Origin of the sequence: Deinococcus pimensis DSM 21231 (assembly GCF_000519345.1) — a bacterium.
In the GTDB taxonomy this organism is placed as follows: Bacteria; Deinococcota; Deinococci; order Deinococcales; family Deinococcaceae; genus Deinococcus_A; species Deinococcus_A pimensis.
In genome coordinates this window covers 92,554-114,916 of sequence record NZ_KI912675.1, presented here as the reverse complement: position 1 = coordinate 114,916, position 22,363 = coordinate 92,554, and the positions used below count along the sequence as shown (strand labels likewise).

Sequence of the window (22,363 nt, the reverse complement as noted above, 5' to 3'; positions counted from 1 at the left end):
GGACGACGCCTCTCGGCGAGTACAGGCGCCTCCGTCGTGTCCGGTTCATGCTCCCTCCCCGCTGTCACCCACGTGGAGGCTGATCTCGCGAGCGTGCACGACGACCCGCTGCCCACCGTGGAAGGCGATCAGCATCGGGTACTGCTCCACCGGGTGGTCGTACGTCCGAATCAGGACGTCGTTGACGAACCACTCTGCTTGGCCGAGCAGGTCCGGGCTGAGGTACCCGACGTGCTCCAGGGTCAGGTCCTCGTCGGGCGGCATGTCAGGATCGCGCGGATGCACCACGAGGTAGTCCACGTCGTTGAAGCGCAACTCCAGCGTCGCGGGGTCCTCGGACGAGCCATACCTCGGCGACCGAACCCAGGACAGTCGCAGCGTCCGCGCCGTGACGTCGTACGTCAGGCTCGTGAAGTCGAACGCGTTGTGCAGGTCGTACCACCGGCCGTCCTGCCCGAACTCGATCATGCTGTCCGCCACCTCGAAGTTCGCGCGGCGCATCGGCACGCCCGCCCAGGCGGGCACGGGCGGCGCGTCCATCGTGATGTTCTCGAAGCCGACGTCCTCCTCACGTCCGGACGGCTCCCACCGGGCGTACTCGCGCCGAACGACCGCCGTGATCTCCTCGACGCTCAAGCCCAGCACGGCATGTAGGACCCGCACGGCCCGCGCCGCGCCCAGCCCGCTCTGCTTGGCGATGCGAGCACCCACTTCCGCCGGGACGCCCGTGTGGTCGAGTTGCGCCTTGAGTGCGAGTTCCTGAGGGGAGAAGCTCACGCCTGATCCTCGTTCCTGAGCGCCCGCTCGACTTCGTCGTGCAGCTCGTCGTCGCGGGCGCGCTGGTCCGCCCAGGCATCGCTGAGGTGCACGGCGCGCTTCGCTTCCCGGAGTTCCATCACGCCGAGGATTTTCAACACGCGCATGGCGTCGATCTTCCCGTACCCGGCGCTCCGCAGCAGACGCAACACGTCCTCCACGCTCCCGCCCTGTCTCAGCACGTCCCGCACCCGCGTCAGCGTGTCCTCCCACGCCGGGTCGAGTTCAGATTGCCGGGCTTCGGCCTCGACCATCTCCCCGAGCTGCCCCTGGTACTCGTACAAGGTGACGCCGTACTCGGCCTGCACGTACGCGTCCTTGCTGTCCACGAGTGACAGGTCGAACACCCTTTGCATCAGTAGGATCACCCTCATCGCCGGCACCCCGCGTCGCCGCGCCTCACGCGCCACGTCCACGGGCGTAGCGCCTCCGGCGGCCAGCGACCGGTAGAGCGCCTCGTCCGGGATGATCGTCATGCCCGAGCCTACCGAACACGGCGGGCCTTGAACACCATCGGACCCGCTCGTGGGAACGCACGGGCGACCAAGACCGGGCCGCGTCTCCCTCAATCCCCGTCGCTGCGCAGGCTCGTCGTGAGCTCGACCCGAAGGACCTCCAGGTCCGCGCACGCCAGTAGCGCCCGCGCGAGCGGCTCGCTGCCCCCGACCAGCGTGAACTCTGCCGCTTCGTGCGCGGCCACGCACCACGCGCGGTCTGCCGGCCACCACATCACGAGGTCGCCGCCCACGCCCAGGGTCAGGTGGTCGACGACGTCCGCGAGCGTCCCTTCGAGCACCACGTCCGCCCCGCCGAGTTCGCCGAGCCTCAGCAGGCACTCCCCGCTCGTGAAGGGCGTCAGCACCCGCCCGAGCGCCCGCAGGGTCGCGGGGTCTGGCACGCCCACGAAGGGATACCTCAGGTCGGGAATGTCCGGCACGACGTCCTCGTCCACCTCGGGCGTGAGCGGGAGGCGCAGGGCCCCCAGCAGGTCCCGCCACGACAGCCGGTCCCACCCGGGCGACTTACTGTGCGAGGCGGAAGGGTCGATTTCCCCGGTCGTCACGTCGCTCCGCCACCGGGCGAGGGCGGCGTCCAGCGTCACGCCACGCGGAAGGAAGAACGGGTGCAGCAACTTGACGTACGCCTCGTACACACCCGGCAGGAGGGTCCCCACGACCGCCCGCCACTCATCCGGCCGGGTCGCCGCGCGGATCCAGCCGTACGCGGACCCTTCAGCGTGCTCGCGCATCACGCCGGACCCCCGGGGCATGGTCCGATGGTCATACGACGGGCGCCACTAGAGTCAGCCCCGGCAGGCGCAACACCCACGGTTCGTCCTGCCGACCGCTGAAGACCTCCAGCGTCCAGCCGTTGTCGAAGTGCAGGGCCGGGTCGAGCGCGAGCCTATCGCTCTGCACGTCGACATGCACGAGCCGCGCGCCGACGAGTTCCGCCACCCCTTGTGCGTTCGGGCTGTCCCATCCGAAGAGGAGTCCCGCCTCGTCGAAGACCCGCCAAGCGGCGTCAGTGTTGAACGACCACCCCGGACCGCGCACGTTCAGGTTCTCCTGGTCCTCGGTCCACGCCACCGCGCTGACGAGGAGCGGAAGTTCCGGCAGGACGTGGTCTCGAAGGAGGGCCTCCACCACGTCACTGTACGACGGCAGCTCACATGTTCGGCCTGCATCGACCCGCAGGTGCCTTCGTCGACGTCAGTTCGGGCCGCGCGGTGGTCGAACCCGCCGTGAACCTCGTGCCCGTGCCCGCCTTCGACCTCGTCAGGAATCCATCGGCTCGCGCAGCAAGGAGAGGTTCAGCTCGCTCCACGCTCGGGCCTCGCTCGTGAGCGCGGCGTCCGCGCAGAGGTACACGCGGTCGAAGTCCTCCGGACGCGCGGGGAAGGCCTGGTGGTCCCAGGCGCCGTCGTCCGAGTACACCACCCCGAGGGTGAGTTCGGCCAGCGCGGACGCGAGCGTCCCGTACAGCAGGTTGACCAGCGCGGGCTGCCCGGCGGAGCGCCGGAACGACCAGCAGCTGCCTACCGTGCGTGCCGCGTCCAGCACGCGGCCGTCCAGCAGGTGTTCGGCCGGGAACGGCAGGCCGAGGTCAGAGTCTTGCTTCGTGAGCATCAGGACCTTGTGGGTGGACGCGTCCGTCCCGCCGGACTCGCCCTGCACGGTGAACCACGCGTACTCATCGTGGGGCACGAGGAACGGCGCGTGGACGTCGAACTCCACGGGTTCGTCACCCGAGACGCTGATGCGACTGCGGTACCGCTCGACGGTCACGCGTGGCCGCGCCGGGAGGTCGTGGTCATGCAGGAACGCGTGGAGTTTCTCCTCCCCGAGCGCGCGGACCGCCTCGAACGAGGGCGCGACCGCACTGCCGGGGTAGACCTCGAAGGTCGTGGCCACCGCGTCAGGTCCCCTCGACCGAAAGGCGCACCCGCAGCGGCGCCGGGGACTCGGCCGTCAGGCACATCAGGGCACCCTCGCGGAGCTGCTTCAGGGTGCTGCGGAAGGACGCGTCGCCCAGCCTCCAGGTGTCCCCGAGGAAGAAGCTCGCTTCGAGAAGCTCCAGGACCTCCGGGCGGACGCCGAGCGCGGCGAGGCGGGCGTTGCGGAAGGGATGGAGCAGCATGCGTTCGGCGTCGTCGACGTGCACCACACCGCGCTCGACGACGTCGAGCAGGCCCAGCAGGAGCGTGAGCAGCACCGTCTCGTTGGACTTCACGTCCATGTCGAGGGTCATCCGGACGTTCTCGGTCACGCTTCCGTTGTACGACACGCGCCCATTCCGGGACGCGCGGCATCGGACGTCTTCGTCACCCTGGGACATCTGCACGCTCCACGGTTCGTACGATCGGCGCATCATGACCTCACCTGCCGCAGGACACGCCGGACCGTGGCTGCTGACCGCGCCCCTGCTCGTCACCAGCATCCTCGCCGCGGCGACGGCCGTCTTCCTGGTCGCGATGATCCTCGCCAACCTCAGCGAGCCCATCGGCGCGATCATCTTCGGTCCGGTGATCGCCGGCGCCCTCACCTGGGCGGTCCTGTGCGTGGGGATCGCGTGGGCCCTTCGTTACCGCGACGCGGGCGTCTTGACCACCGCGAGGGTGCTCGGCGCGGTGCAGATGCCCGGCGGGCTGCTCGTCGCGCTCTTCCTGTCGAGCGCCGCGAGCGACTCGGCCCGAGCCGTCACGGTGAGCCTGGCCGCGCTGCACGTGCTGCTCGCCCTGGTGCTGCTCGTCGCGTCGAGCACGCCGGGCGTCCGCGCCTGGTACCGGGACGCCGCGGCGCGGGACGCGTGAAGGGCGCGCTGCACGCCGCGGTCGAGGGACTCTACGAGGCCTTCTCCTCGTACACCCTGCCCACGCGCGTGGACATGTCACCGTACCGTGACCCGGAGCGTGAGCTGGGCGCGCTGCGCCGCCTGCCCCTCCGGAACGTCCCCGCGGGTGACCTCGACGCGTACGCCTCGCACGCGATCACCACCGTCGGGGACGAGGACCTCCTGCGATACGCCCTGCCTCGTCTGCTGGACCTCACCGCCCGCCGCGAACTCCTCGCGAACGAGGAGATCGTGCTCGGGAAGCTCGAAGCGGCCGGGTGGCGCGACTGGACCGACCGTGAGCGCGCGGCGATCCTGGCCTTCCTGGACGCGTGGTGGGCGGACGTGCTGGACACAGGGGTGGAGCCGAACGACTGGAGGGCCGTGACGACGTTGGGCGCGGTCGCGCAGACGAACCTCAGCCTCGCGCCGTACCTCCACGTGTGGGAAGCGCGGACGGACGATACGGCCGCCGATCACCTCGCGAGCGTCGTGAACGCGCTGTTTGAGAGCGAACGCGCGGAGCTGGTCACGGACGGCTTCTGGGACGCCCGGCCGGGGCAGGGGGCGCAGCTGCGGATCTGGCTGGCGCGTCCCGAGACGCTCGCCCGACTCGAACGAGGTGAACGTCGGGCGTACGAGCGCGAGGACGAGGAGCTCGTGGAGACCTACGGGTGGGCGGTGGCGGCCCTGCGGGTCGTGCTCGGCGGAGCGTAGGACGTGGGCGTTCAGTCGTCCTCGACGGTACCGCCCTCCACGCGGTACACCCACTCGACGTCGTCCAGCCGCGCGACGACGGATTCCACGAACCCGCCGCTCCGACCGTAGAGCGGTCCGGAGACGCGCATCCGACCACCGCCCGGTTCACCCAGCCGCACGTGGTACGACGCGACCTCGTCACCCGACTCGGCGAGCTCCAGCCGGACGGACAGGGGCGTGAGGGTCTGATCGCTCATCAGCAGGCCCGCGCCCACGAGTTCCGCCGTATCCGGTCCCACCTTACGCGCCTGAGCCACGAACACACCGTCGAGGGTCTCCGATGCCCACTGCGGGTACCGCCGCGCGAGCAGATGGGGCAGGTACAGCTCCAGCAGGTACGCCAGGTCCGAGGACGGTTCGACCGCGAACGCCGAGCCGTCAGGAAGGCCTTCAAGGGCGGCACGCAGCTCGGATGCGACCTTCGATTCCAGGCTCGCGACTGGAGACCGGTGCTCGTCTGGCGAGCTGCTCACGCGCGGTCCTGCTCTTCCGCTGCGATGCGCGCAGCCTCCCACGCTCTCGAAGGTGCGTTCGGCGGGGGGCTCACCCCTGACCCTCCCGGCGCGCGAGATGTCGGTCGAGGTCGAGGACGTGCTCGCCCCAGTGCACATCCGCCGCAAAGCGCAACCACGACCACGCGCCCGCCTCGTCCACGCGCGCGAGCTGCATCGCCTTGTCGAGGTCGACGGCGATGTCCGTCAGGTCGTCGATGGCGTCCCCCACCTCGACGATCGCGTCGACGTCGAGGTTCCCACCGATGTCTGCGTCGTGGAAGCCCAGCTCCGGCCACGCCCGCTCGACCTGCCCGCGGAACTCCGCGTACCTGTAGATCGGCTCGACGTCCTCCGGCCAGGTCAGGTCGTTCGGAACGGCGAGCACGCGCTCCAGCAGCGACCGCAGCACTCCCCGGAGCTCGGTGAGGGGCGCGCCGTCGCGGTACACGATCAACCGCGATGCCCGCTCGATCATTCCCGCGAGCTCGACGGTCGTCACGACGTCCCGTTTCCGAAGTCCGCACCTTGAGCCATCACGCCCACCGTACACGACCCTGCCCGCTCGTACGTCCCTCGCGGCCCGTACACTGACCGCATGCTGCTGTATCCCGCCGAGCCGTTCGCCGGTCGCGTGCCCGACGAAGCCTACGCCCTCGAACTCGCCGAAGCCGAACGTCACGGCCTCAAGGCGGCGCTCGTCGACTTCGAGGAGCTCGACGGCGGGAACACCCCGCGTGCGCTGCGGTGGGTGCCGCGCGCGGATGTGGGAGGCGTGGCGGTGTACCGCGGGTGGATGATGCGCCCCGAGACGTACGACGCGCTCCACGACGCGCTGCGCGAGCGGGGGTGGACGCTCGTGAACACCCCCGAGCAGTACCGGCACACCCACCACCTGCCGCTTTCTTATGATCTCATCGCGGACGTCACTCCACGCACCGTGTGGGTGCCCGCCGCGACGCCCTCTGAGGTGAACCGCGCGGCGGTGCGTGAGGCGCTCGCGTCCTTCGGTCCTCACCCGGTGATCGTCAAGGACTACGTCAAGAGCCGCAAGCACGAGTGGGCCGAGGCGTGCTTCATCCCCGACGCGAGCGACGACGACGCGATGCGGGTGGTGGAGACGTTCCTCGCGCGGCAGGCGGAACAGTTCCAGGGAGGGCTGGTGCTGCGCGCCTTCGAGCGGTTCGCGGCGCTCGCGACGCACTCCAGGAGCGGCATGCCCCTCACGCGCGAGTACCGGCTGTTCGTCCTGGACGGGCGGGTCGTGACGAGCGACGCGTACTGGGAGGAAGGCGAGTACGGGAACGAGGAGGTGCCGCTCGCGCAGTTCGATGCGGTCGCGCGGCGGGTGCGGAGCCGCTTCTTCACGATGGACGTCGCGCAGCGTGAGGACGGCGCGTGGCGGGTGGTGGAGCTCGGCGACGGGCAGGTCGCGGGCCTGCCGGAACGCGCCGACCGCGCGAGACTGTACGACGCGCTCGAGAAGCTAACGTGAACGTGAATCGCTGAACGTCATGGGGAACCGCTCCGTGGTCACCGGACACATCCGCCTGCGCGGCAACGACGACGTCGAGTTCAACCGCCGCGCCCTCGCCGACTTCAACTTCGACGCGTCGTTCCCGGACGTCTTCCACGTGGAGCCCGCCCCGAGGTACGGGGCGCCGTCGATCTTCCTCGGCGGGACGTTCAAGGAGATCGAGCAAGACTGGCGGGCGTGGCTGTCACGCCTCGCCGGCCTGCTGTCCACCCTGGAGGCGGTGGAGGCGACCGTGACGCTGGACGGCTGGCGGGGGCGGTTCACCTGGGTGCTGCAACCGGACGTGGTCGCGCGCGGCGAAGCGTGGCCCGCTTCGCTGGTGGGGCAGCGCTGGGTGCTGATCGAGTGGCCGCAGGACGAGGCGGACCTGACCGTCGAGGACGGGTCGGACGCGCCCGACGAACTCGAACGCCTCGCCGACCGGCCCTGAGGAGCCACGTCGACGCGACCGTTCCTGCCGGGTGCGCGACGTGCACGTCAGTCTCGTACCGGCACCTCTACAGGCATCGCGTGCGGGACGAACCGCTCCAAGCCGAGGAGGTGATGCGTCCGACCCTGGGAACCTCGACAGCGTCGGGCTCACCCGGAACGTGGGGTCAAGGTTGCTCGCGTCGACGTGACGCGATGTCCGCGAAGCGCCCCAGCACGTATCGCTCGAAGATCGGTTCGAGGGCCGTGTCCAGCCACGGATCCTCCCAGGTCACGTCGCGCTCGAACGCCTCCAGGATCACCTGCTCCACGTCCGGGAAGCGCCACAGACGCCCGTCGCGCGCGAGGTCACGCACGCGGTGCCCCCACGGGTGGTTCAGGTCCTCACCTTCGTTCCACAGGTCGTACAGTCCGCACAGCAACGCGATCACCGACCCTTCGCGCAGGAACGCCACGTCGACGTCCACGGCGGGCTCGCCCGTGGGCTCGTCGTCCAAGTCGATGTAAGCGTACGGATCGAAGGTGCCCGTGTCCGTTCCATGGAAGAAGCCGCGGGTTTCGGTGAGTTCGGCGTACATGAGAAGGATGTCCCGAAGGGCTTGCCGGGCATCGTCACGACTGGGCGGTGTCATCTCAGCGTCCTCCACACGGCCACGACCTCCGCCGGGAGCGGCCCGCCCCACGCGCGCTCCCGCGGCGCGCCGCCATGCGGGCACGACGCCATGTCCGGCTCGGAGACGTCGTTCGCGTTCAGCCCTGCCTCGATCGCCTCGTCCAGCCCGCCGGGCGTCACAAACCCAGCTTCGCGGCCAGCCACGCGGGCGTCCACGCCGCCGAGCGGGGAAAGGCGCGCAGGTCCGCCGCGTACTCCTCCGCTCCAGGCGGACCCTCGTGGAAGTCCGGTTCACGCTCGAAGTCCGCGACGATTCGCGCCGTCCCGTCATGCGAGAGCCGCACGGTCGCCACGAACCACGCGCCCCGCTCCGGCACGCGAGCTACCCGCGCCGCCCGCGCTTCCCGCAGGAGCGGTTCGAGCGCCGCCGCTTCGGGCAGGGGTTGCGGTCCGTGCCGCGGGAGCCGCGCCTCGTACCGATCCCCGACGAGCGACACGTGGACGTCCGTCGTGCGCCACGCCTCCTTGGGGCGGTACGACTCGAGCAACTCACCGATGCGGACGAGCACGGGGTCCTCCCGCGCGGCCTGGAGGCGAGCTTCCTGCCAGGCGTCCATCCAACCCTGCAAGTCCGAGTAAGCGCCGCGGACGGGCACGAGCGCGTTCAGGTCCTCCCGGCCGAGGCGTGCGCGCAACCAGGCGGCGAGGTCGGGCGCGTCCCCTTCGTCCTCGTCCTCGTCGTCTTCGAAGGGAAGGAAGCTCCCGAGTGGCCCGTCATCTTCGAACGCTCCGAGCGCGATGCGGGCGAGCAGACCTTCCAGGTCGTCCGCGAGGATCTCGGTCTGACCTTCCGAGCCGAGCAGCACGATCGGTGCTACAACGCTCGCAGGGCCGTGCGGGTACCAATGACCGACCATCGAGCCGTCCCCGAGCTGCATGAACGGCGCGAAGTGCCCCGCGAGGTCCGAGCCGTCCTCGATCCAGAAGTCGTCGAGGCGGCTGGGCACGAGCTCGTAGGTGGTGTACCGGTCGGCGTAAGATGTGGCGTGCCACGTGGCGAAGTCGAGCAGAAGCGGTGAGGGCCGCGCGGGTGGCGGGAAGATCCGGGCGAAGACGAGGTCGTGCGGCACGCGGTCAGTGTAGGGCCCGCGCGTGGCGAGGGCATGCCATCCTGAGCGCATGCCCGTCCGCTGCACCGCTCGCGCCGTCGCCGTCGAGGACCTCGACGACCTGAACGCCTTTCTCATCGCCCTCGCGGACGACGCGAACGAGCCCCAGCGCACCGTGGAACTCCAGAAGGCGCTGGAAGCGGACGAGGACGACCCGGACTCCGACACGTTCTGCGTCGTCCTCGATGGTGGAGTGACGCACTTCGGCGGCGTGACCGCCTGCCATCTAGACAAGGGCACGCTGGTCCTGCGTTTCGACGAGGTGGCCGCGCGGGTGTTCGAGACGGACGGCGTCGAAGTCACGCTCGAACTGACCGAGACCGAACGGGCGATGCTGCGCGACGGTCTGCGCCGTCTGTTCGACGGTGACCGCCTCGCGCCGGACGCGCTCACGCTCGCGTGAATGCCGACGAGAAACGCGCCCTCCTCCGCCGGGCGCACGGACACGTCGACCCGGACGGGCGCGACGACTTCATGCTTCTCGCCTCTGAGGCGCGCGGCTTCATCGAACTGCTCGCGTCCCTGGACATCGAATGGATCGCTGAGCCGCGACGTTGCGCTGCGTGTCCAGGGACGCCTCCGCGAGCGCCCGCACGTCCTCCCTCCGCGAGCAGCGCGCGGACGACGCGCAGCAGGGCGTGCTGCTGCGCCGCCCATCGGTCGAGCCGCGCGAGCACCACGGAAAGGATCTCCTCGTCGTAGTCCGCTTCCGCCCGCGAGCGGCCGTACGGGTTCACGAGCGGCCAGTCGAGCGGCCCGCCGAGGTCCCGCCATACGAGCGTCAGGGTGTCCACCTGCTCGCGCGCCCAGACGCCGGGCTCGTCCGGGGTGAGGTCGTCCGTGAGGTGCGAGAGGGCGTACCCCAGTCGGTACAGCTCCCACTCCCGCCGCGCGAACACCTCTGGGAGGCCGTCGAGCCGCGCGAGCTCACCGAGCGGCCCGAGGGCGTGCGATCGGTCCTCGTCGTCCGCGAGGCTCGCGAGGTCCGAGAGCGGCACGAGCGCCCGCTCCCCGTCCTTGACGCGCAGGATGCGGTCGAGCGCGAGGTCACGGACGTCTTTGACGCTGAGGAACATGTCCGCCCATCCGGCGAGGACGGCCGACCACGACAGGGTCGAGACGTCCGGTTCCATGCGGGTCATGCGTCCAGCCCGTAGTAGCCGCGGTAGAACGCGAGGTGCGCCTCGGGCGTCCAGTCCTCGAACCCGCCGTTCGATTCGGACGCCTCCACGAACGCGAGGAGGTCCAGCGCCTCGGGCGTGCCGAGCGCGCGCAGGTTCGCTTTCGTCGCGGTCACGCCCGCCCCGCAGACGAATTGATAATCGACGCTGCATCCGGCGTCGAAACTCGACGCCTTCGCCCGCCAGATGCGCAGCGCGTCCTCCACGCGCCCGTGCGTGAAGAGTTGCAGGCAGTGGACGCGCATCTTCAGCACGTGCCCGTCCATCCCACGGGCGGCCTCGGCGTCGAGCGCCTCGTGGATCGCGGGCAAGTCACGCACTTCGGGCACGAGGCCGTAGCGTCGCAGCGCGGCGAGTTCTACGACCTCAGGGTCCTCCACGTCGTCCTCATCGTACGCGTCGAGCCGCAGCCGCGCGGCCACAGCGGGATCACGTGGCACGAGGAGGGTCTCGACGGGCGTGACGAGCCGCGCGAGGTCCGTGACGTGCTCCCGCTGCGTCCGCACGAGGTCGCTGACGTCCTCCACCCCGAGGAGGATTTCGGTATTGAAGCGCCGCAGCGTGTCCCCGCGCAGCCCGAGCTGCAACGCGCGCCGCTCCAGCTTGCGTCCGGTGGGGTCGTGGTCTGGGTCCCACTGGACGCGCACGTCGCTCACGCTCACCGCGTCCTGCCACGCTTCCCGCGTGGGGTACAGCGAGGGGTCGTACGAGGACGGCACGGCGTCCCGCAGGAGCGCCTCGAAGCTCACGCGAGAAAGCGTGAGGGCCAGCGTGACCTCCTGGTCGGGCTTGGTGCCCCAGCCGGAGCGGTACATCATCCAGAGGAAGTTCGGCTTGATCCACGTCATCCGCGAGAAGCTGAACCCGGAGCCGAACCGCCCGTGCCGCGCGGCGAAGTGGCCGATCTCGGGTCGGTACGCCTGGTAGACGATCACGCTGTGGTCGTCGTGCTGCGCGAGGACGTGTCGGCCCGCGCGGGGCCAGCGCCTCTGCTGTTCGAGGTAGGGAGCGGTCGGGAGGGGCACGAAGGCATTCTCCTCCACGGCTCCTCGCTGGTGGGTGCGCTTCCTGGCGGAGACCGACCTGCGCGTGAAGGCCTGCACGACGTAGGTTGAGCGTCCGCCGAACCCGTCGAGTCCGGTCCTCGGATGAGCGTGAGGAGTGCGGCGCGGCGGCCTATGCTTCCTGCATGACCGCCCTCCTGACGGCGGACGGCCGCACCTCCCATGAGGGATGCGCGTGACCGTCGCGGCCCTGCGGCCCGTCTTCGGGTACGTGTTCACCGGGTACGAGATGGTGGACTCGGCGCACTTCTCGTCACGGGAGCCGTGGAGTTCGCTCTGGTACGTCAACGTCTTCGACGACGACGTGTACGCGCTCGTCGCGCACCTGCTGGACGAGGAGGTCCTGACGTCCGTCCCCGGGGGTGGGTTCGTCTACGGCGCGCCCGCGCCACACGTGGACCCGTCGCGCCGAGCGGTTCCGCGCGACGGGTGACGCGATCGCCGCCGTCCTCGACGCCGAGCTCCCGGCGCTGCTGTCTCGCCGGACGTCCTGACGCTCGGCCGCGCCCGTTCCACGCGGGGTGGGAGTGGCCGGCGACATGCTCGTCACGCGTGGGGTGCGGTGTCGGGTCGTTCGGCCCTTCGGGCGCTCCGGCGGTCGGTGCGGCGGAGCGCCGCTCTACACTGGAGCGCGTGAATCGGCGACGTCATCCCCCGCGGCGAACATCGAATCGGCCTCTCGAGCGTCCAGGGCGGGGGGCGTGTGGTGATGGGCGGCCCCACCATGTACCGCATGGACAGTGAGCTTTAGGTGCGTCGTGGCCGTTCGGTCTCGTTCGACTGCACGGTCCGCCCGGAGCCGCTCCCGGAGGACTGGTGGTCGCCGGACTTCCCCTCGGACGTGGACGCGTCAGCGTGCCTCCTCCCGAGGAGCTGGCGGAGACGCCGGACCTCCGCGATCAACCTCGGGAGGTCCTGACGCGCGCAGGCCACGAAGTCCTGGTCCGCCAGCGTGCCGCCTGTCAGGTAGAGGTCCTCGCCGTCGCCCAGCCGGATGAAGCTGTCCCCGCTCATGTGGTCGCGGCCCTCCACGAACGACGTCCAGGGACCCCGGGACGCGGCGAGCGCGCGCCGTTCCATGACGGTCAGTTCCGCTTCCGTAAGGGGATCGTCCTGCTGCGCCATACCGCAGGATACGGGGGAGACGTCCCTTCACGACGGGTGAGCTGGCTTCGACGACGCGGTGCGTCCGAGGCGATGAGCCGGACGGGCGGGCGTGCCCCCGACCGTGGCAGACTGAGGCATGCTGGGCGACGACCCCCTCGCGCCGCACGCCGTTCCCTTCGCGCGCCTGATGTTCGGCGCGCACCCTGACTGGCGTCCCCTCGCTCAGGAACGCGAGGGCGGCGCCGCGTTCGAGCTCAGCGTGCCTTCTCCTGCCGACCCTGACGTCCAGCTCTGGCTCTCCACCGAGGATGACGAGCTCACCGTGGGCTTCGCCGACTGGCACGCTCACTTCGGCTGGTCGGACGTGCCGCACGAGCAGTCCGCCCGGGAGGCGTTCGAGCTGATCGAACGTCTCGTGACGGACGCCGAGGGCGTGCAGTCCTTCTACGGTGACGCGCCGGGCTCGACGTGGCTGGGGTCGAGGCTGGTGTCTTCCACGGAGGGTCTGCTGGACGGCGCGGAGGAGTACAGGGCGCGTGGCGTGACGTTCACGCGGCGGCGTTCGTGGCTGGGCTCGTTGAATGCGGACGTCCGGCTCGATTGATCGGGCGGTCGAGGGGCGGCGAGCATGACGCGCTCAGCGGGAGCAGGGTGGAGTACGGTGGGGTCGTGGACGCGCGCGCGGTGCTGCTCGACGCCTTCGACGCTTTCGTGTGCGAAGTCGGGTTCGTCGTCGGGGAAGGTGCGCGGACGGTGGGTGTGTCAGGGTGGACGGTCGGGGCGGCGCGCACGGTCCCGTGGGGTGAGCAGAAGGTGACCTTGCACGCTCGATCCGCGCGGTCGGGTCGGTCGTGGGAGGTGCGGCTCGAGGTTCGCACGAGCTTCGTTGTGGTGGCGGACGTACCGTTCGAGGTGTCGTTCGTGACGTGCGCGGACCTCCTGGACCCCGCGTGGCCGCCGTGCTGGCATTTGTACGACCGGAACGCCCTCGGGATTTGTCGTGCGCTCCGGAGGTCGTTCCGTGCGGCGCTCCTGCCGTTCCTGGACGCCACGAGCACGCCTGGGGGGCTGGTGCGGTGGATGCTGGGCGAGTACGCGCCGATGCGGCTGCTGAGCGCTTCGCCGGTGCGTCCGGTGGAGCGGGCGCTGCTGGTGGCTTCGCTGCTGCCTGCGGGTGAGCAGGTGGACGCGGTGGTGGCGCTGCATGCGCTGGTGGACCGTGCGCGGGAGTGGTTGGCGCGGGGTTCCTCGGTCGGTTGACGTTCCGGGTTCGCCTTCAGGAAGCGACGATGATGGGGGAGGCGAGGAGCTCTTCGAGGATGTGCCGTTCGTCGTGCGGTCTGCGGGTGCGTGGAAGATGGCTCTGTTGGCGTGGGGTGTGGGACGTTCGTGGTGGGGACGTTGGTGAGGTTGCTGGCGTGGTGGTTGCCCGTTTGGGGTGTGTTGCTTGTCCAGACAACTGTAAAGTTTTATAGAACGGAGAGGGGTATTTTCCTCCGTCTCCTCCCCACGTTTCCCCTCCCCATTGCTCGCGTTTTCCCCTGGCGTGCGAAGGGGGGCGATCCTGTCGATCCTCCTCTCCCATCCACACCCCCCTCCCCGCTCCAGCCCAAGCACCAGCAGGGGAGAGGAGCTTGACGTCCGTAACGATCAACCTCAAACCACGCGTTCGCAGAGGGACGGCGCGCACCTACAACGAGTCGGCACTGACAAAGCAACCCAGAAACCCACGTCACAGCACCGATCCAGCGCTCAATTCTATAAAATTAAGAAGACCGCCCGTTCCGACCACTTCCCCCCAATTACAGGGTCTAACCAGTAAGAAACAAAGAAGAACAACACCCACCCCGCCACACCACCCATCCCCAAACAAAAAAAATGACCAAAAACAGTAATCACGGGGAAGTCCACCGCGCCCCAGAGCACGAGAACCACACCCCACACGGCACGCAACACAACGCGCAGCGTCACGCCGCCCCACAAGACGCGCAACACCCCCGCAAACGCCACCACACCTCCCGCCAGAACCCCTCGACCACCACGCGAACCCCACGGACACCCCACGGACACCCCGCGAGACCATGCCACACCACGAAAAAGCGGAGCCATCAGGCTCCGCTCCACCACATCAAACCACCCATACCCTCACGCGGCCGAACGCACCCCCGAAAGCAACCGACGCGCCTCCCGATCCAACGCCCGCAACCCCAAACTGTTGAGCACCCAGTTGAACGTCGCCCCACGCCCCGACGACGACCGGGACACCAAGTCCGCACGCCGCACCAACGTCTCGAACGCCGCCTCGTGAAGCAGAGCGAACCCGTCCGCCAGACCGGCACGCGACACCCGCCACGCCGCCCAGCACACCGACAACCACACCCGCTCACGCGACGCGTCCCCCAGCAACCGCGCCAGACCCGACGCCACCGCGCGCGCCCACACCCCCACCCCGTCACGACCCACCCCGGGACCCTCACGAAGCGCCGAGAGCACCTCATGCGTCGACGACAACCGCACCTCCTCCCGCTCACGCGCCGCCACCACCGCCGCCCGACCGAACCGCTCCGCCACCACCCACTCCAGCAGCACCAGACGACTCCCCGTCGGCAGCCCCGGATCACGACTCACCCCGTACCGCGCCCGCTCACGCGGAAACCGCTTACGCCAACCCGCGTCCGTGAACCGACGATGCACGTCCCGCGCCAGATCACGGTATCGTTCCGCCCGGAAGAGCGCCCGCCACCCCAGCACAGGTCCCTCACCCAACCGTGACGTCTCGTAGGGACGGTCCGGCAACGGCACCGCGAACAACTGCCCTGCCCAGCGCGACCTCACCTCACGATCCGGCTTCCCCACCGGCGCGTAATTCGTCGCCCACGCCCGCCGGTAACAGAAGCGCGCGAGCAGACTCGCGTGCTCGTGCAGCACCTCCTCCACACGGTCACGCGACAACCCGCACAACGCCCCCACCAACCACAAGGGCGCCACGAACCGAGACACCCGCTCCCCCTCACGCTCATGCACCAACGCCAACGTCAGGATCGCCGTGAGCGGCCCGTACAACGTCCCCAACTCCCCACGCACGCCGCGCAGCAACCGTTCCGCCCGCACCCAGTACGCCTCCGGCGCGAGCACCTCCAACGCACCCACCTGTGAAGGGACGTCCTCGTCCAGAAAATCGAACCTCCCCTCGTTCTCGGACGAGGACGAGGACGAGGGCGCAGCCGCGTCGTCGCAGAAGTCGCGCAGACTGTCCGCCAGCGCGTCCCCGTGCAACGCACGGAGCTGCTCCAGCAACGACAGCGCGGACTCGGACTCGCTCGACACCATGAACTCCAGCGTGCTGAGGCGCACGACGACCCACCGGGCCACACGCTGGAGAGCGGCGCGGCACGGGCAGAACGACCAGGCTGCGGAAGGTCAACCCCGACACGCGGGGAGGTACGCGACGAGCGTAGCACACGCGATTTTTCCCTCGGACCGTCAGGAGCACCTCGCGAGGGCCATGACGGGCCCACATCCGGATCAAGAGATCGAAAAACGGAAAACGTGCTTCAGCACGACGTACAACGTGATTCGCGCGGTGAAGTGCGCTCGTCAGGTGTCGAGAAAATACGGTGATTGCGCTCGGCAGGTGTCGAGAAAAAACGTGAAACGCGCCCGGCAGGTGTCGGAAAAAAGCGCGGAACGCGCTCACCAGGTGTCGAAAAAAGCGGTAAGTGCGCTCACCAGTTGTCGAACAGACGACCCGGTAGGCAGGAGTCCACGCTCCTGACGGGGAAGGTCAGGACGACTCGCGCTCACCATTCCAGCGTGAACCCGCGCTCGACGCGAGCGACCGGAACGATGCCAGCACGTTCTCCGGCACCACCACCACGACCACCGACGCGAGGAACGTATCGAAGTACGTGCGTTTCCCACCCGCCGCGCGCAACTCCACCTCACTCGCCGCGTCGTATGACCAGCCCGCGTGCACCCCGTGTTCGCGCAGCGCGTCCAGCGTCTCCTCGACCCGCGCGACGAACTCCGTCACCCGCCGCCGCTTACGCCACGCCGCCGCCTCACGCAACAACCCCGCGCGGCCCAGCAGTTCACCCATCGACAGGCGCCGCTCGGCGCCCTCACCGGCACTTTCACGGTACAGGTACGCCAGTTCCGTCCCAAGCTGCTTGGCGTACACGTTCGCTGCGACGTTCGCGGGCAACTCCACCAGCGACCGGAAGATCGGCGCGAACTCCCGCGTGAACACCTGCGCCCACTCGCCCAGCGCCACCCGCCAGTAACTCGGAATCGCCTGACCTTCCGCGATGCGGTCCTCCCCCTTCTCCATCACCGCCACGACGCGTTTCCCGCGCGCCTGACGCGTCTCCCCGTACGTCAGGTGCTGCTGACCGTCCTTCGACACGTACAGCCACATCCGCTCCAGGTGCATCAAGGCTTCCGTGCAGCGCACTAGGTCCTTCGGACGCACGTGACCGTTCGGGTGCGGCTTGAAGCCCAACGCGTGCGCCAGTTCGTCCGGGTAGAGCGTCACGGGCTTGTAGAAGTCCTCCCGTTCCGTCTCGAGCGCCTTCGCCGTCAAGAGCCGCCACACGTCCGACGTGCGCGGATCGAGCGCGAGCAGTTGCTGCCGCAGCTGCTCCGGCGGACTCACCGAATCCGTGTACTCGATCAGCAGCCCGCGACTGTACGCGTCCTTGAACGTCAACTTCTCCGGATCCCACCCGTCAGGACTGCGAGACGCGCGGTCCACCAGCACGCTCCGCACGTCCCCCAGGCCCACCAGCAGACCCGCGTCACCACGCGAGGGCGTGACAGGCGCCGCGGCGATCAACCCGAGCGTCGTCGCGTGCTCCAGGCTCTTCTTCGGCGCCCGGTACGGCAGCTGATAGTACACCCCGAGCGGCGCGGCGAACACCACGCGGTGCTCGTCGAGCAGCACGCGCGGCGCGTCCTCGTCACTCACCCCGGCGAGCATCAGGTCCACCGTCGCGGTCGGAACGGGCACGCCCGAACGATCGAGGAGCTCCACGAAACTCCACGCGAGGTAGTGCCGCTTCACGCTCTCGTCGAGCGGGACGCCGTCGAGCTTCAGGATCGTGTAGTCGTGCCGTTCGAGCGCGGCGAGTTCCGGCGCGTCCGGACTGGTCCGCGCGAGCCAGCGCGTGACCACGTCCAGCATGCCCTCCAGCGGAGGCAGCTTCGTGCGCGCCATCAGGTCACGCTCCGGCGCGATTCGCGTTGCGACATCAGAATGAACTTTACCATGTGCTTCCCCCCGGCCTGGAGTGCGCTCGGCAGGTGTCGAAAAAATACGGCGCGAGCGCACGTCACGGTCACGCACACCGGGACACCGTCCGAACGGGCGTTCACACCTCCGGCATACGGAGGCGCGTACCACGAATCACCTCCGAAAATGCGTCAAGTGCGCTCGGCAGGTGTCCACGCCGCCCTGGTCGCCACGGGTCCCGCCGCCACGCCGGGCACGCGTGCGACGCCCCGGGAACGAAGACGACGCTCCGTCAGCGCGTGCCTATGTCCCGAACGCGAGCGTTCGCGCGCTGGACTCGCACGGGTCGTCTTCGAGGCGGTGATGGATACCTGCAAACATTTCCGCATAACAGGATGGCTGCGTCCGCTTCCACCGCGTCCCTGCGCTCCACGCGAACACGACGTCTGATGTTCCTCTGACTTGGAACCGGACCTCGCGATCCTCGCGGCGCTCTTCGTGTTCATGCCGTTCGCGGTCTTCTTCCCGGACTGAAGGCTCCCCAGCGCGCGTCGTTGAGGGTGAGGACGCGTGACCCGCAGCGACGAGTGCTCTGCTCATCGTCCTGCGTGAGTGGTTGCCGGTCGCGCTGAGCATCCGCGTCGACTCGTGTGGGTTGCATGGACGATGAGGTGTTGTGGCGCGTCGTCCTGCTGCATGTCGACGTCAGCGCCGCCACGATCACCTTGGTTGAGGGCGAACGGACGGTCCTCACACGGACCTTGACCGGACCGTGAGCGCAGGGCAGTGCGCCGCCAGGGTCGCTTCAAGGAGACCCTGGCAGCGCACTGCCCTGCGTTCAGGCGAGGAGCTGACGATCAGGTGACACGACCATCGTCCCTTCGTGTCAGCGTCCGAAGGGGTAGAGCCAGTCGTCGGGGTACGTGCCTCTGGTGAGACTCATCCGCGTGTACAAGAAGCCGCCCTTTTCGTTGCCGGTGAAGACGCTGTGACAGACGTACTTGTAGGGGTTCGGGCCGAACAATCCTGGGGTTTGGGCGTTCCCCATCACCCGGTACACGCCGCCCTGCAGAAGGTAGATCGGCTTGGGTTCCTGCTTGAACTCGATGGTGATGAACGTGCCCTTGTCCACCTTGGTGCGCTTGACTGCGCTCTGGCACTGCTCGATCAGCAGGGCGTTCGTCGGGAGGCCCCTCAGGGCCAGGCGCGTGAGGTTCGGGAGGTCCTCACTCACGACGTTCGCGTTCTCGGTGTCCGCGAGGGCACTGCTGCTGACCTGCAGGACGTCCGGCGCGATCATCTTGGCCGGGATGAGCGGACGAGCGGCCAGCGCGGACGAACTGAGCAGTACAGCCAGCAGCACCAAGCGGTTCATACTTGACTGTACGACGGAGAGGCCATGACTCGGTCTTATCGGTCGACGTCCCAACCGCGTCACTGCGCTTTTTGCCACGCAAGAGCAGGTCCCGACGGCACTTTCGACTCCACTTCAGACACGAAACGCCCTGCAAGTTGTCCGCCATTGACCTCACCCGAAAATTCGATGCGTTTCCCCGCGTTCTCCCGGACTCCCAGGACCGTGAAGACAACCCCGGCCCCCCTCACCTCACCGTTCAGGTCTCCGACGTAATCCCACGGCGACAGTGGGTCCGTCGGATCGAGCGGGATCTCGAGTTCACCCGTGATGGAGGTCCCGGACTGCTCCACGAACAGTCGGTAGGTCATCGGCTGCGTTGGACCAAGTCGATTCCCTACCCAGTACCCGGTTACGTCGACAGGGTGCGAGGTCGAGCCGCAACCCATCACCAGTAAAGAGAGGATCAAACCCGTCGGGATTGAGATTCGTTGCTTCATGCTGCCTCCCTGACCTGCTCGTCAATCGCTGCCGGGCATGATAGAGGCGCGTTGATGATGTACGGATGGTGCGAGGGCAGCGTGGTGGTGCCTTGTCAGGGCCCAACGATGGCGACCATGACCTGCGCATCCTGGACTTGGCCCCAGCAGGATCGGAACGGATGAGCGGCACTTCCTGCGTCGTACCCGTCGTCGAGGTACGGCGGATCCGCGTAGACGAGGACGTGCGGATCCGCCACGTTCGCGAGGACGTCGAGGGCGGGGCGGCATTCGAGCTTTGCCTGGAGGAGCCGGGCCGCGGCGGCCGTGACGCGGTCCGGGAGCTTGGACCACACGGACGTCGGGGACGGCCCGGCGGGCGTGCGGGAGGGCCAGCCGTTGCGCGTGCCGACCTCGGGGCGGCGGGTGCTGAACTGCTGCCAGCTGACGACGAACCGGCGGGCGCGCTCCAGTGGCGTGACGTCAGGGGCGAACAGACCGTCCGCGCACGCCTCGTACTTAGCTCGTGACCAGGGGGTAAGGCTGAGGGCGTCCGCGAGCTCGAAAGGCTGGTCGCGCAGCTCGCGCAGGTACTCGACGCCCGCGATCTGCTCCAGCTCTTCGAGCGCCCACGCGCTGAACGCAGACGCTTCGCCCACACTCGGGTCTTCCAGACCCTCGCCCGTCAGGAAGAAGCGCCCGCGGTGCGTGAACTCGTCGTGCTCGTCCTCCGGCACGTCAGGAGCGCCGAGGTGCTCCCGCTGTCCTTCCTCGTTGAGCAACTGCAGGTGCTGCTCGACTCCACCTCAACGAGCAGCAGGAGGCCGCCCGTGGCCCGAGACCGACGAACCGAACGCACGACACGCTCGTGAGCTCCTGCAACTGTTCGACGGTCCACGTATCGCGTCTGGAGCTTTGCGCGCAGCCCGGCATGCCTGCTTGCTGCTCGACGCGAATCCCGTTCAACGGTGGGCGAGTTGTTCGTGCTGACCCTGACGTACGTGCCGATGGCGAGCGTGCTGCTTGTGGGCATGCTGATCGAGGACCTGGAGGCGTTCGTTCAGGAGGCGCGAACCGGCGTCACGGTCGACCTCTCCGGGCGCTGGGTGGACGGCTGCTCAGCCCGAGGAGCGCGGGAGTCGGCTGCGGCGCTGGTCGCGCCTCTCATGTGGTCGTCCGCTATGGTTGCGCGATGGGCGGACACGCCGGACTCGTGACGCTCGGCGTGGTACTCCTCGCGGCGGCACTGGCGCTGTTCGCGGACGACGCGTCGGTCGCGCTTCCCGCCTTGTTGATGGGCGGGGTAGGCGTGATCCTGATTGTCGTGGGCCTTGTGTGGAACGAGTGGCGAGACGAGTAGCGTCACACAGCAGGAATGTAGGGAAGGGGCCCGGCTCGGGGAGCTTGAGTGGGCCGCCGTGGAGGACCTGCGCGAGAGGCTCGCGCCCCTCCTGACTTCGGGCGGGTGTTGAGCTGCCCAGGAAGTGAAGATTCCCCCGACCGCACTCAGCGGTCGGGGATCTTGTCATTTGGGTCAGGCCTGCAGGCGGAGGCGAAGGTGCGCTTGGAGGGCGTCGAGCACAGTGGCGGGCGTGTGTGTCTGCTTGGTGGACAGCCGAATCAATGGCAGGAGCGCACTCCGGAAGGCGAGGTCCTTGACGGCGTCCCGGTTCTGCTGGACCTCGCTGTTGTGGGAGGGTCCGTCGAGTTCGATGGCGCAGACCGGCTCGTAGTTGCTGGTGCTGACGATCAGGAAGTCCACGTGCTTGTCACGCAGGCGTGCGTACGTGGCCTGCCGGTCCTTGCCTTCGGTTGTAATGGTGAACAGGTCGTTGAGGCGCACGTTTGGGAAGACCTGGTAGGGCTGACCGTCGAGGGCGGTGACGAGGGTGCGGTAGAAGGCGTTCTCGCTGCGGGAGAAGAAGTACTGCTTCGTCTTGAGCGGCAGCACGCTTGGCAGCGGCGTGGTGCCTGACGTGGAGCCGTGGGGCCCGGAGGAGGCGCCGCTGTTGTTCCGGGAGAGCAAGAGGAAGGCCATGACCGCTGCAACGACCAGGAGGAGGAGGAACCCGGGCATGCCGTAGGGTATCCGGTCTCTGCAGCACGACGTGCCGCACTTGCGTCATGGAGGCGGGGGAGTGCGTGGCACACTCGCGTGGTGCGTGACCGTCTGATCCTCGTCGTCCTGGTCCTGCTGCTGTTCGCTGGGGCGGGTTTGGTGCTCGTCGGCCTGATCGGCCTGCTGTAGGGTGGTCGTTTCCGTTGCTGTCTGGATGAGCGTGTCTGGGGTTTGACAAGAGTCGTCGGATGATGAGGACCGGTGTGTGGTTGTGGGTGCGGTGGCTCCCTTGACGGGTGTCTGGCACGCTGTTTCTTAGTGCAAACCAGAACTATAGCGTGAAGTACTTCATGCTCCCTGAAGATCGTTCCTTCGTGAGCAGTCAATAAGAAATTTACGACTAGTGTGAGTTCACCGGCAGAAACGCCGTAGGACACCACCTCCCTTCATGAGAGAGGCGTCCTCACCTCTACCCCCTCCCCGGAGACGCCATGCACGAACACCTCACCCACAGCTGGAGCCCCACCTACATCACCCTCTCCTACATCATCGCCACCCTCGCCTCCTTCGCCGCCCTCCAGCTCGCCACCCGCGCCGGACAACGCACCGGCGCCTCCCGCACCTTCTACCTCCTCACCCAGGGCCTCCTGCTCGGCTTCGGCATCTGGGCCATGCACTTCATCGGCATGCTCGCCTGGGAACCCAACGCTCCCGTCGGCTACGACCTCCTCCCCACCGTCGG

Annotated in this window: 31 protein-coding genes; 11 read left to right on the top strand and 20 right to left on the bottom strand. The window is 68.5% G+C overall.

From position 1 onward, the window contains the following. Positions 1–45 precede the first annotated feature (45 nt). The 6 genes from DEIPI_RS0124335 to DEIPI_RS0124310 all read right to left on the bottom strand — a co-directional run bounded on the left by DEIPI_RS0124335 (position 46) and on the right by DEIPI_RS0124310 (position 3,585). Positions 46–777, bottom strand: a complete 732-nt coding sequence (locus DEIPI_RS0124335) for a hypothetical protein (RefSeq protein WP_027483500.1) — start codon at positions 775–777, stop codon at positions 46–48. Beyond that, complete coding sequence (locus DEIPI_RS0124330) at positions 774–1,292, bottom strand: hypothetical protein (protein ID WP_027483499.1); 519 nt, start codon at positions 1,290–1,292, stop codon at positions 774–776. Before DEIPI_RS0124330 ends, DEIPI_RS0124335 begins: the two co-directional genes overlap by 4 nt. 89 nt (positions 1,293–1,381) lie before the next feature. Further along, positions 1,382–2,086 carry a hypothetical protein gene (locus DEIPI_RS36125; protein ID WP_157463991.1) on the bottom strand — a complete coding sequence of 235 codons (705 nt, stop codon included), beginning with the start codon at positions 2,084–2,086 and terminating at the stop codon, positions 1,382–1,384. A 10-nt stretch (positions 2,087–2,096) separates the two neighbouring features. After that, positions 2,097–2,462 carry a hypothetical protein gene (locus DEIPI_RS0124320; RefSeq protein ID WP_157463989.1) on the bottom strand — a complete coding sequence of 122 codons (366 nt, stop codon included), beginning with the start codon at positions 2,460–2,462 and terminating at the stop codon, positions 2,097–2,099. A gap of 132 nt (positions 2,463–2,594) precedes the next feature. Then, positions 2,595–3,230: a hypothetical protein gene (locus DEIPI_RS0124315; protein ID WP_027483496.1), complete on the bottom strand. Its 636-nt coding sequence runs from the start codon at positions 3,228–3,230 to the stop codon at positions 2,595–2,597. Positions 3,231–3,234: 4 nt separating this feature from the next. Further along, a complete protein-coding gene (locus DEIPI_RS0124310; RefSeq protein WP_157463987.1) occupies positions 3,235–3,585 on the bottom strand; it encodes a DUF3969 family protein in 351 nt (116 codons plus the stop codon). Between the two features lie 103 nt (positions 3,586–3,688). Here DEIPI_RS0124310 and DEIPI_RS0124305 point away from each other — a divergent pair, with 103 nt between their 5' ends. Further along, positions 3,689–4,129, top strand: coding sequence for a hypothetical protein (locus DEIPI_RS0124305; protein WP_027483494.1), 441 nt, complete (start codon positions 3,689–3,691; stop codon positions 4,127–4,129). Further along, positions 4,126–4,866, top strand: coding sequence for a hypothetical protein (locus DEIPI_RS0124300; protein ID WP_027483493.1), 741 nt, complete (start codon positions 4,126–4,128; stop codon positions 4,864–4,866). Before DEIPI_RS0124305 ends, DEIPI_RS0124300 begins: the two co-directional genes overlap by 4 nt. Positions 4,867–4,877: 11 nt before the next feature. Here DEIPI_RS0124300 and DEIPI_RS0124295 read toward each other — a convergent pair whose 3' ends face one another. Continuing rightward, positions 4,878–5,381 (bottom strand): hypothetical protein, encoded by a 504-nt coding sequence (locus DEIPI_RS0124295; RefSeq protein ID WP_027483492.1) that lies wholly within the window; start codon positions 5,379–5,381, stop codon positions 4,878–4,880. Between the two features lie 70 nt (positions 5,382–5,451). Beyond that, positions 5,452–5,901, bottom strand: a complete 450-nt coding sequence (locus DEIPI_RS0124290; RefSeq protein ID WP_027483491.1) for a hypothetical protein — start codon at positions 5,899–5,901, stop codon at positions 5,452–5,454. 96 nt (positions 5,902–5,997) lie between these two features. On the opposite strand from DEIPI_RS0124290, the gene DEIPI_RS0124285 reads away from it, so the two are divergent. Both DEIPI_RS0124285 and DEIPI_RS34320 read left to right on the top strand, forming a co-directional pair. Beyond that, positions 5,998–6,894, top strand: a complete 897-nt coding sequence (locus DEIPI_RS0124285) for an ATP-grasp domain-containing protein (RefSeq protein WP_027483490.1) — start codon at positions 5,998–6,000, stop codon at positions 6,892–6,894. A gap of 34 nt (positions 6,895–6,928) precedes the next feature. Further along, complete coding sequence (locus tag DEIPI_RS34320) at positions 6,929–7,366, top strand: hypothetical protein (RefSeq protein ID WP_157463985.1); 438 nt, start codon at positions 6,929–6,931, stop codon at positions 7,364–7,366. Between the two features lie 166 nt (positions 7,367–7,532). Here DEIPI_RS34320 and DEIPI_RS0124275 read toward each other — a convergent pair whose 3' ends face one another. Together DEIPI_RS0124275 and DEIPI_RS36120 are read right to left on the bottom strand one after the other, a co-directional pair. Continuing rightward, a complete protein-coding gene (locus DEIPI_RS0124275) occupies positions 7,533–7,943 on the bottom strand; it encodes a hypothetical protein (RefSeq protein WP_027483489.1) in 411 nt (136 codons plus the stop codon). 211 nt (positions 7,944–8,154) lie between these two features. Beyond that, positions 8,155–9,108 carry a hypothetical protein gene (locus DEIPI_RS36120; protein WP_052351985.1) on the bottom strand — a complete coding sequence of 318 codons (954 nt, stop codon included), beginning with the start codon at positions 9,106–9,108 and terminating at the stop codon, positions 8,155–8,157. 49 nt (positions 9,109–9,157) lie between these two features. Here DEIPI_RS36120 and DEIPI_RS0124260 point away from each other — a divergent pair, with 49 nt between their 5' ends. Further along, positions 9,158–9,550, top strand: a complete 393-nt coding sequence (locus DEIPI_RS0124260; protein WP_027483487.1) for an Imm10 family immunity protein — start codon at positions 9,158–9,160, stop codon at positions 9,548–9,550. On the opposite strand, the gene DEIPI_RS0124255 is transcribed toward DEIPI_RS0124260, so the two are convergent. Both DEIPI_RS0124255 and DEIPI_RS37030 read right to left on the bottom strand, forming a co-directional pair. After that, on the bottom strand, positions 9,537–10,289 hold the full coding sequence (locus DEIPI_RS0124255) for a hypothetical protein (protein WP_157463983.1): 753 nt from the start codon (positions 10,287–10,289) through the stop codon (positions 9,537–9,539). The two genes, DEIPI_RS0124260 and DEIPI_RS0124255, sit on opposite strands and share 14 nt — an antisense overlap. Next, positions 10,286–11,371 (bottom strand): DUF4291 domain-containing protein, encoded by a 1,086-nt coding sequence (locus tag DEIPI_RS37030; protein ID WP_245588639.1) that lies wholly within the window; start codon positions 11,369–11,371, stop codon positions 10,286–10,288. The genes DEIPI_RS0124255 and DEIPI_RS37030 overlap by 4 nt, the downstream gene beginning before the upstream one ends. A 196-nt stretch (positions 11,372–11,567) precedes the next feature. On the opposite strand from DEIPI_RS37030, the gene DEIPI_RS0124245 reads away from it, so the two are divergent. Next, positions 11,568–11,825 carry a hypothetical protein gene (locus DEIPI_RS0124245; protein WP_157463981.1) on the top strand — a complete coding sequence of 86 codons (258 nt, stop codon included), beginning with the start codon at positions 11,568–11,570 and terminating at the stop codon, positions 11,823–11,825. A 314-nt stretch (positions 11,826–12,139) separates the two neighbouring features. On the opposite strand, the gene DEIPI_RS41070 is transcribed toward DEIPI_RS0124245, so the two are convergent. Further along, entirely contained in the window at positions 12,140–12,517 is a 378-nt protein-coding gene (locus DEIPI_RS41070; RefSeq protein ID WP_211238354.1) for a hypothetical protein, read from the bottom strand. A gap of 118 nt (positions 12,518–12,635) precedes the next feature. Between DEIPI_RS41070 and DEIPI_RS0124235 the strand changes: the two genes are divergently transcribed. Further along, complete coding sequence (locus tag DEIPI_RS0124235; protein WP_027483484.1) at positions 12,636–13,103, top strand: hypothetical protein; 468 nt, start codon at positions 12,636–12,638, stop codon at positions 13,101–13,103. A gap of 65 nt (positions 13,104–13,168) precedes the next feature. After that, a complete protein-coding gene (locus DEIPI_RS41065) occupies positions 13,169–13,759 on the top strand; it encodes a hypothetical protein (RefSeq protein WP_211238353.1) in 591 nt (196 codons plus the stop codon). A 498-nt stretch (positions 13,760–14,257) separates the two neighbouring features. Here the strand turns inward: DEIPI_RS41065 and DEIPI_RS0124225 are convergent, their stop codons facing one another. The 6 genes from DEIPI_RS0124225 to DEIPI_RS36115 all read right to left on the bottom strand — a co-directional run bounded on the left by DEIPI_RS0124225 (position 14,258) and on the right by DEIPI_RS36115 (position 20,344). After that, positions 14,258–14,470, bottom strand: coding sequence for a hypothetical protein (locus DEIPI_RS0124225; protein WP_169737207.1), 213 nt, complete (start codon positions 14,468–14,470; stop codon positions 14,258–14,260). 174 nt (positions 14,471–14,644) lie between these two features. Next, positions 14,645–15,853 carry a hypothetical protein gene (locus DEIPI_RS0124220; protein ID WP_027483481.1) on the bottom strand — a complete coding sequence of 403 codons (1,209 nt, stop codon included), beginning with the start codon at positions 15,851–15,853 and terminating at the stop codon, positions 14,645–14,647. 430 nt (positions 15,854–16,283) lie between these two features. After that, positions 16,284–17,714: a hypothetical protein gene (locus DEIPI_RS0124215; RefSeq protein WP_027483480.1), complete on the bottom strand. Its 1,431-nt coding sequence runs from the start codon at positions 17,712–17,714 to the stop codon at positions 16,284–16,286. A gap of 901 nt (positions 17,715–18,615) precedes the next feature. Then, the gene (locus DEIPI_RS0124205; RefSeq protein WP_157463977.1) at positions 18,616–19,104 is read right to left on the bottom strand and encodes a hypothetical protein; all 489 of its coding nucleotides are present in this window, start codon (positions 19,102–19,104) and stop codon (positions 18,616–18,618) included. Between the two features lie 59 nt (positions 19,105–19,163). After that, positions 19,164–19,583 carry a hypothetical protein gene (locus tag DEIPI_RS38360; protein ID WP_157463975.1) on the bottom strand — a complete coding sequence of 140 codons (420 nt, stop codon included), beginning with the start codon at positions 19,581–19,583 and terminating at the stop codon, positions 19,164–19,166. Between the two features lie 95 nt (positions 19,584–19,678). Then, on the bottom strand, positions 19,679–20,344 hold the full coding sequence (locus DEIPI_RS36115) for a DNA adenine methylase (RefSeq protein WP_052351984.1): 666 nt from the start codon (positions 20,342–20,344) through the stop codon (positions 19,679–19,681). Between the two features lie 186 nt (positions 20,345–20,530). On the opposite strand from DEIPI_RS36115, the gene DEIPI_RS0124195 reads away from it, so the two are divergent. Together DEIPI_RS0124195 and DEIPI_RS38355 are read left to right on the top strand one after the other, a co-directional pair. After that, entirely contained in the window at positions 20,531–20,779 is a 249-nt protein-coding gene (locus tag DEIPI_RS0124195; protein ID WP_045235102.1) for a hypothetical protein, read from the top strand. Continuing rightward, positions 20,755–20,922, top strand: coding sequence for a hypothetical protein (locus DEIPI_RS38355; protein ID WP_157463974.1), 168 nt, complete (start codon positions 20,755–20,757; stop codon positions 20,920–20,922). The genes DEIPI_RS0124195 and DEIPI_RS38355 overlap by 25 nt, the downstream gene beginning before the upstream one ends. Before the next feature lie 174 nt (positions 20,923–21,096). On the opposite strand, the gene DEIPI_RS37025 is transcribed toward DEIPI_RS38355, so the two are convergent. After that, complete coding sequence (locus tag DEIPI_RS37025; RefSeq protein WP_027483477.1) at positions 21,097–21,639, bottom strand: DUF2726 domain-containing protein; 543 nt, start codon at positions 21,637–21,639, stop codon at positions 21,097–21,099. Positions 21,640–22,112: 473 nt separating this feature from the next. Between DEIPI_RS37025 and DEIPI_RS38350 the strand changes: the two genes are divergently transcribed. Continuing rightward, the coding region (locus DEIPI_RS38350) for an MHYT domain-containing protein (RefSeq protein ID WP_045235101.1) at positions 22,113–22,363 on the top strand (251 nt) is incomplete at its 3' end.

What these genes read in the sequence shown, in the direction of transcription:
- DEIPI_RS0124330 (WP_027483499.1), bottom strand. Translation starts at nt 1,292, where the DNA reads ATGACGATCATCCCGGACGAGGCGCTCTACCGGTCGCTGGCCGCCGGA.
- DEIPI_RS36125 (WP_157463991.1), bottom strand. Translation starts at nt 2,086, where the DNA reads ATGCCCCGGGGGTCCGGCGTGATGCGCGAGCACGCTGAAGGGTCCGCG.
- DEIPI_RS0124305 (WP_027483494.1), top strand. Translation starts at nt 3,689, where the DNA reads ATGACCTCACCTGCCGCAGGACACGCCGGACCGTGGCTGCTGACCGCG.
- DEIPI_RS0124285 (WP_027483490.1), top strand. Translation starts at nt 5,998, where the DNA reads ATGCTGCTGTATCCCGCCGAGCCGTTCGCCGGTCGCGTGCCCGACGAA.
- DEIPI_RS0124275 (WP_027483489.1), bottom strand. Translation starts at nt 7,943, where the DNA reads ATGTACGCCGAACTCACCGAAACCCGCGGCTTCTTCCATGGAACGGAC.
- DEIPI_RS0124260 (WP_027483487.1), top strand. Translation starts at nt 9,158, where the DNA reads ATGCCCGTCCGCTGCACCGCTCGCGCCGTCGCCGTCGAGGACCTCGAC.
- DEIPI_RS0124255 (WP_157463983.1), bottom strand. Translation starts at nt 10,289, where the DNA reads ATGACCCGCATGGAACCGGACGTCTCGACCCTGTCGTGGTCGGCCGTC.
- DEIPI_RS41070 (WP_211238354.1), bottom strand. Translation starts at nt 12,517, where the DNA reads ATGGCGCAGCAGGACGATCCCCTTACGGAAGCGGAACTGACCGTCATG.
- DEIPI_RS0124235 (WP_027483484.1), top strand. Translation starts at nt 12,636, where the DNA reads ATGCTGGGCGACGACCCCCTCGCGCCGCACGCCGTTCCCTTCGCGCGC.
- DEIPI_RS0124215 (WP_027483480.1), bottom strand. Translation starts at nt 17,714, where the DNA reads ATGGCGCGCACGAAGCTGCCTCCGCTGGAGGGCATGCTGGACGTGGTC.
- DEIPI_RS0124205 (WP_157463977.1), bottom strand. Translation starts at nt 19,104, where the DNA reads ATGAACCGCTTGGTGCTGCTGGCTGTACTGCTCAGTTCGTCCGCGCTG.
- DEIPI_RS38360 (WP_157463975.1), bottom strand. Translation starts at nt 19,583, where the DNA reads ATGAAGCAACGAATCTCAATCCCGACGGGTTTGATCCTCTCTTTACTG.
- DEIPI_RS38355 (WP_157463974.1), top strand. Translation starts at nt 20,755, where the DNA reads ATGGGCGGACACGCCGGACTCGTGACGCTCGGCGTGGTACTCCTCGCG.
- DEIPI_RS37025 (WP_027483477.1), bottom strand. Translation starts at nt 21,639, where the DNA reads ATGCCCGGGTTCCTCCTCCTCCTGGTCGTTGCAGCGGTCATGGCCTTC.